General features: G+C 63.2%; 8 protein-coding genes. 7 read left to right on the forward strand and 1 reads right to left on the reverse strand.

Going from position 1 to position 14,816, the window contains the following annotated elements; all coding sequences use genetic code 11:
* Positions 1–140: 140 nt before the first annotated feature.
* The 7 genes from accD to VW35_RS09510 all read left to right on the forward strand — a co-directional run bounded on the left by accD (position 141) and on the right by VW35_RS09510 (position 13,224).
* Positions 141–1,115 carry an acetyl-CoA carboxylase, carboxyltransferase subunit beta gene (gene accD, locus VW35_RS09480; protein WP_046142810.1) on the forward strand — a complete coding sequence of 325 codons (975 nt, stop codon included), beginning with the start codon at positions 141–143 and terminating at the stop codon, positions 1,113–1,115.
* 92 nt (positions 1,116–1,207) lie between these two features.
* On the forward strand, positions 1,208–3,718 hold the full coding sequence (locus VW35_RS21995; RefSeq protein WP_052951622.1) for a methyl-accepting chemotaxis protein: 2,511 nt from the start codon (positions 1,208–1,210) through the stop codon (positions 3,716–3,718).
* Between the two features lie 133 nt (positions 3,719–3,851).
* Positions 3,852–4,547: a nucleotidyltransferase family protein gene (locus VW35_RS09490; RefSeq protein ID WP_046142811.1), complete on the forward strand. Its 696-nt coding sequence runs from the start codon at positions 3,852–3,854 to the stop codon at positions 4,545–4,547.
* Positions 4,544–7,564, forward strand: coding sequence for a double-strand break repair protein AddB (gene addB / locus VW35_RS09495; protein WP_046142812.1), 3,021 nt, complete (start codon positions 4,544–4,546; stop codon positions 7,562–7,564). Before VW35_RS09490 ends, addB begins: the two co-directional genes overlap by 4 nt.
* Positions 7,561–10,992: a double-strand break repair helicase AddA gene (addA, locus tag VW35_RS09500; RefSeq protein ID WP_046142813.1), complete on the forward strand. Its 3,432-nt coding sequence runs from the start codon at positions 7,561–7,563 to the stop codon at positions 10,990–10,992. Before addB ends, addA begins: the two co-directional genes overlap by 4 nt.
* 79 nt (positions 10,993–11,071) lie before the next feature.
* Positions 11,072–11,395: a thioredoxin gene (gene trxA / locus VW35_RS09505; RefSeq protein WP_046142814.1), complete on the forward strand. Its 324-nt coding sequence runs from the start codon at positions 11,072–11,074 to the stop codon at positions 11,393–11,395.
* 158 nt (positions 11,396–11,553) lie between these two features.
* Positions 11,554–13,224 (forward strand): glycoside hydrolase family 3 protein, encoded by a 1,671-nt coding sequence (locus VW35_RS09510; protein WP_046142815.1) that lies wholly within the window; start codon positions 11,554–11,556, stop codon positions 13,222–13,224.
* A 120-nt stretch (positions 13,225–13,344) separates the two neighbouring features.
* Here VW35_RS09510 and VW35_RS09515 read toward each other — a convergent pair whose 3' ends face one another.
* Positions 13,345–14,640, reverse strand: a complete 1,296-nt coding sequence (locus VW35_RS09515; RefSeq protein WP_046142816.1) for a bifunctional folylpolyglutamate synthase/dihydrofolate synthase — start codon at positions 14,638–14,640, stop codon at positions 13,345–13,347.
* Between the last annotated feature and the right edge of the window lie 176 nt (positions 14,641–14,816).

Raw genomic sequence — 14,816 nt, forward strand, 5'->3', positions numbered from 1 at the left:
AATTGCCGGGGCGATGTCCGGGGAGGATGGCGTTGTGCATAGCGCCGCTCCGCCCTTTGCTCCGGCCCGCCCTGCCTGATAAGAATTGCCACAATTGACGTTTAGGTGACTGCTCCAAGATCACCGCGAAAGGCCGCGCCATGAACTGGATCGACAATTTCGTCCGCCCCAAAATCCGCTCGTTTCTTAACAACAAGCGCGACACGCCGGAAAATCTGTGGGTCAAGGACCCCGAGTCCGGCGAAATGGTGTTCTATCGCGACCTCGAAGCCAATCAATGGGTGGTGCCCAATTCGGGTTACCACATGAAGATCAAGCCGGCCGATCGGCTGGCAACGTTCCTCGATGACGGGGCCTATGATCTCGTGCCGGTTGCTTCGGTACCGGTCGATCCGCTCAAGTTCCGCGACCAGAAGCGCTATATCGATCGCCTCAAGGAAAACCGCGCCAAGACTGGCTTTGACGACAGCGTCATCGTGGCGACGGGAAAGCTCTATAAGCGCGATATCACTGTGGGTATTCAGGATTTCGACTTCATGGGCGGCTCGCTCGGCATGGCGGCTGGCCAAGGTATCATCACCGGGCTCGAAACCGCCGTCGAGCGCAAGACGCCCTTTGTGCTGTTCGTGTCTTCGGGCGGCGCGCGCATGCAGGAGGGCGTGCTGTCGCTCATGCAGATGCCGCGCACGACCGTTGCCGTGCTGCGCCTCCGTGAGGCCGGGCTTCCCTTTTTCGTGGTCCTGACCAATCCGACCACTGGTGGCGTGACTGCGTCTTACGCGATGATCGGCGATGTTCATCTCGCCGAGCCGGGTGCATTGATCGGTTTTGCCGGCCAGCGCGTCATCGAGCAGACGATCCGCGAAAAGCTCCCCAAGGGATTCCAGCGGTCAGAATATCTTTACGAGCACGGCATGGTCGACATGGTGGTGCATCGCCACAACCTGCGCTCGACCATCGGTTCGCTCGCCGGCATCCTGACCCGAGCCCCTGCCAATGACGAATTGTCCGGCTCGGCCAGCAAGGCCATTGCCGCCCAGGCAAGCCTTCGCGAAGCCGCCGTCGCCGCCGAAGGGGACAACGACCTTGCGCCTGCCGCTGCACATGCTGAATAGTCTCTTTACCCGCACTTAACGGCGTTCGCCTACCTTCGTAGAAAACCGGGACCCGGCCGATCTCGGTCGGGCCATGCCGCTACGAGGACCTGATGCGCCGTTTGTCCTTACCCATTGCCCGCAAGCTGCCGCTGGCCCTGTTGGGCTCCGCTCTCCTCGTCAGCATTGGTGTGGGCATCGCAAGCTATATGATCGGTTCGCAGGCGCTTTATGCCGCGGCCGAAAATACGCTCGCGACACTGGCCTCCGAGCGTGCGCGGCAGGTGTCATCCTATGTGTCGGGCGTCGAGGAAGATCTCGTCGCCACGTCGCGCTCCGCCGATACCCAGCAGGCGCTGCGCGACTTTGCCGGCGCCTGGCTGCAGTTCAAGGTCGATCCGACCGCAGAAGTGCGCAAGCTTTACGTCGACGACAATCCGAACAAGGACGATCTCTCCGCGCTCGATACGCTCGGCACAACTGGCGCTTATGACGTCACGCATACCCGCTTCCAGCCGGGATTCCGCAATAAGGTCGTGGCACGCGGTTACCGCGATTTCTACCTTATGGATCTCAAGGGTTTCGTCGTCTATTCGCTTAAAAAGGGCGACGAATTCGGCACGAGCCTTGCCGAGGGCGGACCCCTGGCCCCAAACGGTCTCGGTCGCGTTTTCCAGCAGGCTCTCGCAATCGAGAACGACACCGACCTCGCCTTTGCCGATTATGAGGCCTATGCGCCGGCCGGCGGACTGCCTGCTAGCTTCTTTGCCAAGCCCGTCTTCAATGCCCAGGGCCGCAAGATCGGTGTCGTCGCCTTCCAGCTGCCGTCTCAGGTGCTCGATGGCGTCGTGGGGGATCGCACCGGGCTCGGGGAAACCGGGGAAGTCATCGTCGTCGGCGCCAACGGCATGCTGCGCTCGGATTCCATTTTCACCCCAGACGATGATGCGCTCTCAACCGGTTTTGCCGGACCGCTTCTCGATGGCGCCATAGCCGGAAATCACGTGACTGGCGAAACGCTCGACTATCGCGCAACTCCCATGCTGGTTGCGGCTGCCCCCATCACCACCAAGGGCGAACCATGGGCTGCCGTTGCCGTCATGGCCAAGGACGAAGTGCTCGCTCCCGTCGCGCAGATGCGCAACATGATGTTTGCCATCGGCGCGGGCCTCCTTGCGGTTGTGGCCGTGCTCAGCCTGCTCTTTTCGCGCTCGATTACCAAGCCCATCACCCGCCTTACCGGCACCATGGAAACGGTGGCGAGCGGGGATTTTGATGCCGATGTGCCGGGCACGACCCGCAGCGACGAACTTGGCGCCATGGCGCGCGCCGTGGAAGTCTTTCGCGAGAATGGCCGCAAGGTCAGCCAGCTGACCGAGGCGGAAGCGGCTCAGGCCCTGCGCAACCAGGCCGAACGCGCGGATATGATGACAACGCTCCAGCGCGCTTTCGGCGATGTCGTGGAAGCGGCCGTTGGGGGCGATTTCGGTCGCCGGGTCGAGGCGAAATTCCCCGATGCCGAGCTCAATGCACTGGCTCACTCGGTCAATCGCCTCGTCGAAACGGTCGATCGCGGCCTTTCCGAAACCGGTTCGGTGCTGTCGGCACTCGCCGATACCGACCTGACCCGCCGCGTCGATGGCGATTATCAGGGCGCCTTTGCCCGGCTCAAGGACGACACCAATGCGGTAGCCGAGCGCCTCGGCGATATCGTCGGCCAATTGCGGGCAACTTCGGGCACGCTCAAGCGCGCCACCGGCGAAATTCTTTCGGGTGCGAACGATCTTTCCGAACGGACGACGCGCCAGGCCGCGACGATCGAGGAAACCTCCGCGACGATGGAGCAACTGGCTTCGACCGTGCTCGAAAATGCCGCCAAGGCGGAAGCTGCCAGCGAGAAGGCCCGCAACGTTTCCCAGTCAGCCGAAGAGGGCGGCGAGGTGATGGACCAGGCAACCAAGGCCATGGACAGGATCACCGCCTCTTCAGCCAAGATCTCCAATATCATCGGCCTCATCGACGACATCGCCTTCCAGACCAATCTACTGGCGCTGAACGCGTCTGTCGAAGCCGCCCGCGCAGGTGAAGCCGGCAAGGGTTTTGCCGTCGTGGCTGTCGAAGTCCGTCGTCTCGCCCAATCCGCTGCCAGCGCTTCGGCGGACGTGAAGGTGCTGATCGAGCAATCGGCCAGCGAAGTGAAGGGCGGCACGCAACTCGTCGGCGCTGCCGCCGGCAAGCTCGCTGGCATGCTTGATGCCATCCGCGAAAACACCGCTGACCTCGAAGCCATTGCTCAAGGCAGCCGCACCCAGGCCTCGGCCATCGAGGAAGTGACCATAGCCGTCCGCCAGATGGACGAAATGACCCAGCACAATGCCGCGCTCGTCGAAGAGACCAATGCGGCGATCGAACAAACCGAGGGCCAGGCAGTGCGTCTCGACGAGATCGTCGAGCAGTTCACGGTTGCCGCCTCCCCGGTCCGCACCGCGTCACCGGCGCCCGGAACCAAGCCATCTGCCGGCATCCGCGGCATGCAAGATAAGCTCAAGGCCGCCGCATCGAACTATCTTCGCCGCCCGGCGGGAAATGCGGCGCCCAAAATCGACGACTGGTCGGAGTTCTGAGCCCGCACGACTCCACTCTCGGGCTTGTCCCGAGGGTTTCGTCCTTGAGTGAAGCGCCCTCTGGTCAAGCCCGAGGGTGGCGGAAAATTGTGAAACTCTGGACAATCCCCGCGCCTGCCGGTTCTATCCCGGCATGGATACTGCCGACCGATTCCCTGACGTGATGCTGCTTGCTGCCGGGCTCGGTACGCGTCTTCGTCCTTTGACCGACACCATCCCAAAGCCGCTCGTGCCGGTCGCCGGAGTGCCGCTGATCGAGCGCATCATCGGCAATGCGCGTGCAGAAGGCGCCAAGCGCTTCGTCGCCAATGCGCATTATCGGGCCGATCAGATCCTTGCCCATTTCGGTGGCCTTCTGAAGGTGAGCCGCGAGGACGAGCTTCTGGGCACGGGCGGAGGGGTGAAGCGCGCCCTGCCGATGCTGCATTCCGACCCGTTCTTCGTCATGAATACGGATGCCTTTTGGCCAGCCGGCAGTGACGAACCGCTCAAGCGCATGAGCGCGCGCTATGCCGGACCCGAAGACATCGTGATGCTCTGCGTACAGCCGCATCGCGCCACGGGGTTTGGCCGCAGCCATGACTTTTGCCTTGCGCCCAACGGCATCGTGACGCGCGACTACGGGGCGCCGATCATCTTTGCGGGTGTAACGCTGGTGAGCCCGGCCATCTTCGCCGATACGCCGGATGGACCGTTTTCCCTTTATCCCCTGCTCGAGGCAGCGCTCGAGCGCGAGACGCTCAAGGGCGTGGTGCTTGATGCGCCCTGGTTTCACGTTGGGGATCCCGACAGCCTGGTTGCGGCCGAACGCATCTTTGCGCGTCGATGACGATTTTTTCGATAGCGCCGCACACGCCATTCCTGCCGGCGCTTGCCGCCGCCGTAATGGATGGACGCCTTCTCGGCACCTGGCCGCGCGACAATGTCTTCTGGCTGAGTGACGTCACCATCATCCTGCCCACCCAGCGCGCGCGCCAGGCGCTTGCCGACGCTTTCTCCCGCCATCCGCAATTTACCGGGCTTCTGCCCGATATCCGCACTTTTGGCAGCGACGAAGGCGATGAAGAGCCGTTCCTGCCGCCGTTCGACGCACCGCCGACACCGCCACCGGCAACAGCCCTGCAGCGCCGTCTCGTCCTCTCCCGGCTCGTTGCGGCCTGGGCCCATAGCCCGGCCGGCGGCCAAGCCTTTTCAAGCCCGCCGACAGCCGCCGAAATCTTTTCGATGGCCGATTCACTGGCCCATGTTTTCGACGATCTTGCGATCGAAGAACGAGGCGCTGCCGAACTGCGCGCGCTCGGGGGCGAACTCGGGCCTGAGCTTGGCGCCTATTGGCAGCAGACGCTGACGTTTCTCGACATTGCGCTTTCCGCCTGGCCGGCAATGCTTGAGGAGCTGGGCCGCGCCGACCCGGCGCTTCTCCGCGGTGCGCGCCTCGACCGCCAGGCCGATGCAGCTGCCCATGTCTATGGGACGCGTCCGGTGATCGCTGCGGGATCGACCGGCTCGATCCCTGCCACGGCGCGCCTTCTCCGGGCCATCGAACGCCTGCCGCGCGGGGCCCTGGTCCTGCCCGGGCTCGACCTTGCCATGAGCCCTGAAACTCATGCCAGATTGCTCGATCCCTCGCAGAGCCCGCATGGCCATCCGCAATACCATTTGGCCAAACTGCTTCGCACGCTAGGCGCCGGCCCTGCTGACGTGATCGAACTGGCAAGGGACCATCATCCGCGCACGACGCTGTTGCATAGGGCGCTAGCCCTTACGTCGGAAACGGCGCTCTGGGCCGAGCATCGTCTCGATCCGCTCGAAACCCATGCGGCGCTTGCCGGCGTGTCGGTGATCGCGGCGCGGCACGAGGACGAAGAAGGGCGCGCCATTGCCCTTGCGGCACGGGACGCGCTCGCCCGCGGCCGCAGCGTCGGCATCATAACGCCTGACCGGAACCTGGCGCGCCGCATCGCTGCCGAACTCGCGCGCTTCGACGTCTATGTCGACGACGCGGCGGGCGCCCCGCTTTTCCAATCGACTGCGGGGCGCCTTGCCCGACAGATCTTGACGCTCGCCGCCCATGGCTGCGGAGCGGTCGATCTCGTCGCGCTTCTGCGCAATCGCGCCAGCCTTTTCGGCCGGAGCCGGGCTGAGGTTTCAAGGCTTGCCGACGATATCGAGCTGGCGCTTCTGCGCGGCCAGCGTCCGGCACTGGGTCTTGATGGTCTTCGTGAAGCGCTCAAGGCGCATGTCGCGGCGCCGCCAAAGCACGCGCTCAGGCGTCTGACGGAAAAGCATGAAGCCGCGATCGGCGCATTTCTCGACGATATCGCGCTTGCCATCAGCCCGCTGACCCAACTTCTCGCCATGCCGTTGATCCGCGCCGCCGATCTCGCGGCGGCCCTCGCGCAAGCGGTGCATAATGTTGCCGATGGCGCACCCTATCGCGGCCGCGACGAACTCAAGGATTGGGCGACACAAATGGCGGGTCTTTCAGGGGAGGGCCACGCCTTTCCGCCGAAAGGCCTCGACAGTGTCCTTGCCGCCCTGATGAACGGCTTCCAGGTCCGGAACCGTCTTGATCGCCGCAGCGATATTGCCATCTGGGGGCAGATCGAGGCGCGTTTGATGTCGCCCGATCTGATGGTCCTTGGTGCCCTCAACGAAGATATCTGGCCCGAAACCGCCGACCCCGGACCTTGGCTTGGCCGTGGCATGCGCCTTGCCGCCGGGCTCGAGCCGCCCGAACGCCTTCAGGGCCTGGCAGCGCATGATTTTGCCCAGGCGATGGGTAATCGGGACGTCATCATCGCCTATGCCGACCGCGTCGGCACGAGCCCTGCCCTCCCCTCGCGCCTCGTGCAGCGTCTCGACGCATTTGCCGGGGAGGATTCGGCCAAGGCTCTCCGCGATCGGGGCCAGACCTGGCTCTCAGCCGCACGTGCCATCGATGCTGTCGAAACCGTCCAGCCTGCCGCGCGGCCGCTACCCAATCCGCCGGTGCATCTGCGCCCGCGAAAACTCTCGGTCACCGAAGTCGAGACGCTGATGCGCTCGCCTTATGACCTTTATGCGCGCCATGTCCTCAAGCTGCGGCCCTTCGATCCGCTCGGCGACGTTCCCGATGCAAGAGAGCGCGGCACTATCATTCACGACGCCTTTGCGCGGTTCGTCATCGAAAACCATGATCCGGAAGCCCCGGACGCCTATGAAAAGCTTATGGCGATCGCAGCCGATGCGTTCTCCGGTCTCGACGCCATCGGCGAGCGCCGCGACATCTGGTTGCGGCGCTTTTCGACAGCCGCGCTGCAATTCCTGGCCTTCGAGCGCGACCGCAACCCCCGCGTCGTCAAGCGCCATGCGGAACTCCGCGGGGAGATGCCGCTCAAACTCTCCGAAGATTTTCTGATCACCGGGCAGGCCGACCGAATCGATGAGATGACCGACGGGACAGTCGAAATCCTCGACTTCAAGACCGGCTCCCCCCCGACGGCCGCCTCCATGAAGGCCTTCGAGGCGCCGCAGCTTCTGCTCGAAGCGCTGATGGTTCAGGCCGGCGCCATGGTGGGCGTTACGCCGGCCCCTGCAAGCGCTCTCACCTATGTCAAAATCGGCCTCGGCCCCGAGGCTTTCCAGCCGTTCGGCTTCGCTGCGGGCGAGGGCATGCCATTAATGGCGGCTGCTGACGAGATCGGCCGCCGCCTGCAGTCCCATATCGACTATTTTCTTTTCCACGATGCGCCGATGCCCGCGCGGCTGCTGCCGCTTGCCGGTCAGCGCTTTGCCGGCGCCTACGACCACCTGGCCCGCGTAGCGGAATGGACCTCGGTCGATGGCGGGGAGGACGACGCATGAACGCTGGCCGCGGCGAACTCACCATTCCATCGGATACGCGCCGGGCGCAAAGCCGCGCGTCCGACCCTTTGCAGTCTATCTGGGTCGAAGCCAATGCCGGCTCCGGCAAGACATTCGTCCTCACCCAGCGGGTCTTGCGCCTGCTGCTGTCCGGCGTGCCCCCGGAATCCATCCTCTGCCTCACCTATACGAAGGCCGCCGCCGCAGAAATGCGCAAACGCGTTTCCCAGCGCCTCGCCGAGTGGGCGGTTATTGAGGATGCGAAGCTTTTCAAAGCCTTGACCGAGCTTCTGGGCAAGTCACCGGAAAGCGAAACCCTTTCAAGAGCGCGAACCCTATTTGCGCGGGCTCTCGAAACGCCAGGCGGCCTGCGCATCCAGACCATTCATGCCTTCTGTGAAGCAGTGTTGCATCGGTTTCCGATCGAAGCGGGCGTACCCTTCGATTTCGCAGTCATCGAAGAAGAACAGCAGGCGCAGCTTATCCTTACTGCGCGGGAAAGCGTTCTGGCCGAGGGCTTGCGGGGTGGTGCCAATCGTATCGCGGTCGAAACGCTGTTCCACCTCCTCAGCGATCATCATATCGGCGAGGCGATAAACGCGGCCCTCTCGCAAGGCCCGCGTCTTCGATCGCTTTTTAGCGATCCGGATGGCGCCAAGCTGCGCCTTCGTCGGTTGGTCGGCGCCGGCGATGAGAGCGCCGCCGAGCTTGCGGCCCGAATGACGCAGGGGACACTGCTGACGCCCGAAATCCTGCGGCAGCTGGTTTCGACGCTCGGCGGAGATCCCACCGGCAATCGCAAATGCGTCGACCTCCTGGCACGGCTCGATCCGCACCGGCCAGTCAGGGACATGCTGCTAGCCGCTTTTTTTACCGGCAAGGGCGAGCCCCGCGCAAGCCTCCTCACCAAGGCCGAGCAGGCGTCACATCCGCATTTTGCAGCTCTGCTGACCGCCGAACAGGAGCGCCTGATGACGCTCGATGCCGCGATAAAGTCCGCCCAGCTTGTCGAACGCAGCGCTGCGGTACTCGATATTCTCGTTGCCATCGCCGGGCGCTATGTCGAAGATAAGCGGCGGCGCGCCCTGCTCGACTTCGACGATCTGGTCCAGCGGCTAGGCGACCTTCTCGGCAATATCGAGATCGGACCATGGGTGCAGTACAAGCTCGACGCCGGTATCGAGCATATCCTCGTCGATGAATCGCAGGATACCAACGACCAGCAATGGCGCGTCGTGCGGGCTTTGGCGGCTGAATTCTTCGTCGGAGAAGGCGCTGCCCGCCGGCCACGCTCGGTCTTTGCGGTGGGCGACCAGAAGCAATCCATCTATTCGTTCCAAGGCGCCCAGCCCGCTCTGTTCGGCGCAACCGGCTATGACTTTGCCAGACGCGCCGAAGCGGCTGAGATGGCTTTTGCCCGGCTACCGCTCCACACCAGTTTCCGCACGCTCAAGGGCATTCTCGATGCAGTCGACAAGACCTGTGCTCGCGCGGACATCCAGCACGCGCTTCTTGCGGCAGATCCGGTGCTCCACATTGCCGCACGCAGCCAGCCGGGCGGCACGGTAACACTCTGGCCGCCTATCCAGGCGCAGAAGGCCGAGGCGAGCGGTGGCGGCTGGCCTGTGGAGCCGGTCGAAGCCGAGCAGAGCGCCGCGCGACAGGTTGCCATGCGCATCGCCCGCGAGATCAAATCCTGGCTCGATAGCGCAAGGCCGCTGGCCCAGCGCGGTCGCGCGGTCAGCGCTGACGATATCCTGATCCTCGTGCAATCGCGCAGTGCCCTCTTTCAGGAGATCATCCGCGCCCTGCGGCTCTGTCAGGTGCCGACGCCCGGAGCCGACAGGCTGGCAGTGACCGGACATATCGCGGTGCTCGATCTTCTGGCACTCGTCGATGTGTTGCTCAATCCCAGCGACGATCTGCAGCTTGCCGCGCTTCTTCGCTCGCCGTTGTTCGATCTTTCAGAAGAGGATCTCTTTTTCCTCGCCACGACACGCGCCGAGCGACAGACGCTCTGGTCCGCGCTCCTTGCCTCGAGCGCTCCGATCGCGCGCGAGGCGGCCGCGCGGCTCGATCAGTGGCGCGCCAGCCTCGATTTCGAACGGCCATTCGAATTCCTGACGCAGGTGCTCTATGCCCATCAGGGTCTCAAGCGCTTTCATGCGCGCCTTGGCACCGAGGTCGACGAAGTCATCTCCGAATTTTTAGAGCTGGCCTTGGCGCATGAGCAGGGCGAGCAACCATCGCTTCAGGGCTTTGCGGCCGAGATGCGCCGGCGCTCGGTCTCGATCAAGCGCGAACTTGCCGAGGCGGGCGGCGGCGTGCGCGTCATGACGGTGCATGGGGCAAAGGGGCTCGAAGCACCGATCGTCATCATGGCTGATGCGGCGAGCAAGCCGGACAGCAAGCAGATTGGCAGCCCTATCTACGTGATCGAAGACGCACCCGGACCGCTCCTCATCCACGCCTCCAACCAGCGCCAGCATGTCCCGGCGACACAGGAAATCAAGGACAGGATCGACGCCAACCTTTTCGAGGAATATTGGCGCAAGCTCTATGTCGCCATGACGCGCGCCGAGGACGAACTCTATGTCACCGGAGCGCTCACCCAGCGCGGCAAGCTCGAAGGGTCCTGGTATGACGCCATAGAAACGGCGCTGGCCGAGGATTCCGAGGTGATCGAGGATGGTGGCGCGGTGATTGCGCGCATTTTTCCCGTCATCCGCCCCAGACCCGCGCCGGTCAAGGTAGCGGAACGCAGCCCGACCAGGTCTATGCCGTGGATTGAGCCAGGGCCCTTGACGTTCGTCCCGCCGCCACCCGTCATCCCGCCCTCGCGTGCGCGCGAAACGGCCGGTACCGAGCCGCTGCTGGCCACCGCCGCAGAACAGGTGCGCGACGCGGAAACGGCGCGAAAGTCCGGCCTGGCGCTGCACGCTCTCCTGCAGCATCTGGGCAAGGTCGACCGAACGCTCTGGAATAATGTCATTCCGCGCGCGCTCGAAATCCTGCTGCCGGAGGCCCCCCGAGAGCAGGAGCGGCTGGCCGCAAAAGCACGGTCCATTCTGGATCATCCCGATTTCGCGCATCTTTTTGGCCCGGCAAGTCGGGCCGAGGTGCCGTTCCTTGTTGATGCACGGCGCAAAGAGGAACCAATTCGCCTTTCGGGGCGTATCGATAGGCTCGTGGTTGACGACGCAGGGGTCTTGGTGGTCGACTACAAGTCCGACGCAACGGCGCCCACAACGGCAGCCGCGGTGCCGGAGAGGTACGTTACGCAGCTCGGGCTATATGCATTGGTTGCACATCAGCTTTTCCCCGGCCGTGCCGTGCGCGCCGCGATTCTCTGGACGGAATTGGAATCATTAATGAATCTCCCGCCGGACTTGCTCGAAAAAGCCCGGTCGGATTTCACCCTCAGGTGAACGCTCTTGTTGCAAGGCTGGACTCTCCCCAGCTTTGGGAGCAAACAAGCCACCGCTTTCAACCCAAAAGGCACACTAAATGACGAAGCAGGTTTCCGACGCCACCTTTGGCGAGGAAGTTCTAAATTCTCAGGAACCGGTTCTGGTCGATTTCTGGGCTGAGTGGTGCGGGCCCTGCCGGGCGATCGCCCCCGTGCTCGATGAACTCTCCACCGAACTTTCCGGCAAGGTGAAGATCGTCAAGCTCAATGTCGACGAGAACCCCTCGACGACCGTCAAGTATGGCGTCCGCTCCATCCCCACCATGATCCTCTTCAAGAATGGCGAAGCCGCCGACATGAAGATCGGTGCCGGCACGCCCAAGGCAGGCCTCACCAAGTGGCTCGAAGGCCACGCCCCCTAAGACGGCTTTTCAATCAATTTCAAGCGCCGCTGGACACTCGTCCGGCGGCGCTTTTGTTTGGCGACCACAATCTGGTCGCCTTATCCGGTCACTGACGAGTGGCAGCAGGACAGAGGCTCTGCTAGCTCTATGAAATTCGCCGTTTCCGGAGATTGCACTTGTCCGTCATCGACCTGTCCGCCGCCCCATTCCATCTCGACGAAGAGGCGATCGCCTGGGTCCATTCGACACGCGATGGCCTGGCGCCGCGCGACAAGCTGGCCCAGCTTTTTGTGCTTCTCGCCCGCGGCCCGGCCGACGAAGCGCTCGAAACGGTCAAAAGCTTCCGCCCTGGCGGCGTGACCCGCATCTATTCCGATGATCTCGCCGCCGAAATCGGCTTTGCCCGCCAGCTCGATGCTATTGGTCCCGCGCCCATGCTGGTCAGCGCCGATCTCGAAGGCAGCCGCATGAGCCTGCCCTTCGGCACCTCGGTGCCCAATCCGCTCGGCCTGGCCGCCGTTGACGATGTCGAAGCCACCACGGCGATTTCGCGCATCATGGCCGAAGAGGCCCGGGCAGTCGGTCTCAACTGGAGCTTTACCCCGGTTATCGACATCAATGCAGCCTGGCGCAGCGCCATCGTCGGCACGCGCTCCTATGGCAGCGACATCGACAAAATCGAACGCCATGCTCTGGCGCAGATCGCCGCTTTTCAGAGCAATGGTGTCGCTGCGACAGTGAAACACTGGCCCGGCGAAGGTTACGACGATCGCGACCAGCACCTGGTTACGACGGTCAACCCGCTCACTCTTTCCGAATGGGAAACACAATTCGGCCGGCTCTATCGCGCCGCCATCAATGCCGGCGTCCTTAGCGTCATGTCGGCACACATCGCTTTCCCCGCGTTCGTGCGCGAACTCGATCCCGAAGCCACCTCTGAAGCCTTTCGCCCGGCGTCGCTGAGCCGCGTGCTCAACCAAACCCTTCTCCGCGAGCGCCTCGGCTTTAACGGCCTCATCGTCTCCGACGCAACGCTTATGGCCGGTCTCGGCGATTGGGGTCCGCGCGACGAAACCCTGCCCGAAGTCATCATCGCCGGCTGCGATGTTATTTTGTTCTCGGATGACCCCAATGGCGATCTCATGCGCCTTGTTAAAGCTGTCGCTGATGGCCGCCTGACCCAAGAGCGCGTCGACGAAGCCGTGACCCGCGTCCTCGCGCTCAAGGCCGCCCTTGGCCTTCACAACGATCGGCCCAAGCCCAATCTCGACACGGCCCGCGCAATTGTCGCGACGCCCGAAAAGCGTGCCAAGGCGGCTGAGGTCACCGCCCGCATGCCGACGCTTGTGAAAGACACGGCCAACCTCCTGCCGCTCTCGCCGGCCAAGCACAAGCGCGTGCTGATCTATTCGACCGGCGCCGTCCAGCCCTTCGCCCCGCACCCGATCTCGCTTTCCCTGCCGGATATGCTCACGCGGGAGGGCTTTGAGATCACGCTCCACACCCCCGACCTCGCCGTGCGCCCAAGCGACTATGATCTGGTGCTTTATCTCCTCGCCGAGGAAACGCTCCTCACCCGCAGCCGCATCTTCCTCGATTGGAAACGTCTCACCGGCTCGGTCTTCGGCGCCATGCATCGCCATTGGCACGAAGCGCCGACGCTCATGGTTTCTCTCGGCTTTCCCTATTATCTCTACGACGCACCGCGCGTATCGACTTACATCAACGCCTACGGCTCAAGCGATGCCATCCAGGAAGCGGTGCTGAATGCGCTTCTGGGTCGGGTGCCCTTCGCGGGTAATAGCCCTATCGACCCATTCTGCGGTAGTGAGCAGGCGAAGTATTAGCTATTAGCATTTGGCCCCACGTGCCTTGATTCAATCGTCATTGCCCGGCTTGTCCGGGCAATCCATTTGGCCTCCGTATGGACCACCGGGACAAGCCCGGTGGTGACGAGCGACGAGAAATCAGTTGGGCGGCGTGCCGTTCTTCGCCAGCACATCACCCGCCATATAGAGCGATCCGCAGATCAGCACCCGCGCTTTGGGCAATTCCGCGGCTGCCTTGAGCGCCGTTACGACTGATCGCATAGGACGCGCGTCGAACCCTACATCTGTTGCGCGCGAAACAATATTCTCGGCCGGATGCGCATTCGCCTCGCCCGGAATGGTCAGCGCCATCACCTGGGGCCGAAAATCCTTGAACGCCTCAAGGAATTCGCCGGGATCGCGCGTATTCATCATTCCCATGATCAACACCAGCGGCGCCGGCCGGCTTCGGTCGAATTCGGCGATGGTCCGCGCCAGCGCCTTGGCCCCATGCGGATTATGCCCGCCATCGAGCCAGAGCTCGTGCCCTGCGGGCAGCAGATCGCGCAGCTTTCCATCGCGGATTGGCTGCATCCGCGCCGGCCAGGTCACTTTCCGCAGGCCCTCGGCAAAATCCTTGTCCGTCACCGGCAATTCGAAATGCCGCGCCGCGGCAATAGCGAGCGCCGCATTGTCGAACTGATGTGGTCCTAACAGCGCCGGCGGCGGCAGGTCGAGCATGCCCTGCTCGTCTGTATAAACGAGCCGCCCATCCTGCTGGAGCCCATGAAAATCCTCGCCCTGCCAGAGCGGTGTGATCCCGAGCCGGTGCGCCGCGCGCTCCAGCACTTTGCGGCCCTCATCGCGCTGAATGCCCATGACCGATTTCGAGCCACGCTTTAAAATCCCGGCCTTGTTCGACGCGATCTCGGCGATGGTGCTTCCCAGAAACCCTTGGTGGTCAAAATCGACCGGCGTGATGATTGTGCCAAGCGGATGCTTCACCACATTGGTCGTGTCATAGGTGCCGCCCATGCCGGTTTCGAGCAGGAGAAAATCGGCCAGCGTTTCCGAGAAGAGCTTGAACGCCGTCACCGTCGTCACCTCGAAAAAGGTGATCCCCGCCCCGCCATTGATCCGTTCCACCTCTTCGAGCGCCGCATTGAGCTTTCGCGTGGAAACGAGTTCGCTCGCCAGCCGAATGCGCTCGTTGAAGCGCACGAGGTGGGGCGAGTTATAGACATGCACCTTCTTGCCCGCCGCTTCGAGAAAGGCGCGGAGATAGGCGATCGTCGAACCCTTGGCATTGGTGCCCGCGACATGGATGGTCGGCGGCAGATGATCGTGTGGATTGCCGAGTTTTTCGAGCAGCGGCAACATGCGATCGAGGCTGAGATCGATCAGCTTGGGGTGGAGGCCAGACAGGCGTTTCAAAATTGCGTCGGTGCGGGACATGGAATTCTCCCTTGGGCGGGATGCCGATCAGCCACCGGCCCGGCACCTCCCCCTTGATGGGGGAGGTTGGGAGGGGGTAGGCACACGCTCTGTACTCGATCCCCCACCCCTGCTCGATAGACGGACTTAGCTTGCGCTAAGCCCTATCTCGCTTCCCTCCCCACAAGGGGGAGGGT

Origin of the sequence: Devosia soli (genome assembly GCF_000970455.1) — a bacterium.
Taxonomy (GTDB): domain Bacteria; phylum Pseudomonadota; class Alphaproteobacteria; order Rhizobiales; family Devosiaceae; genus Devosia; species Devosia soli.

Coding starts and splice junctions, on each gene's coding strand:
- accD (WP_046142810.1), top strand. CDS start 141: ATGAACTGGATCGACAATTTCGTCCGCCCCAAAATCCGCTCGTTTCTT.
- VW35_RS21995 (WP_052951622.1), top strand. CDS start 1,208: ATGCGCCGTTTGTCCTTACCCATTGCCCGCAAGCTGCCGCTGGCCCTG.
- VW35_RS09490 (WP_046142811.1), top strand. CDS start 3,852: ATGGATACTGCCGACCGATTCCCTGACGTGATGCTGCTTGCTGCCGGG.
- addB (WP_046142812.1), top strand. CDS start 4,544: ATGACGATTTTTTCGATAGCGCCGCACACGCCATTCCTGCCGGCGCTT.
- addA (WP_046142813.1), top strand. CDS start 7,561: ATGAACGCTGGCCGCGGCGAACTCACCATTCCATCGGATACGCGCCGG.
- trxA (WP_046142814.1), top strand. CDS start 11,072: ATGACGAAGCAGGTTTCCGACGCCACCTTTGGCGAGGAAGTTCTAAAT.
- VW35_RS09515 (WP_046142816.1), bottom strand. CDS start 14,640: ATGTCCCGCACCGACGCAATTTTGAAACGCCTGTCTGGCCTCCACCCC.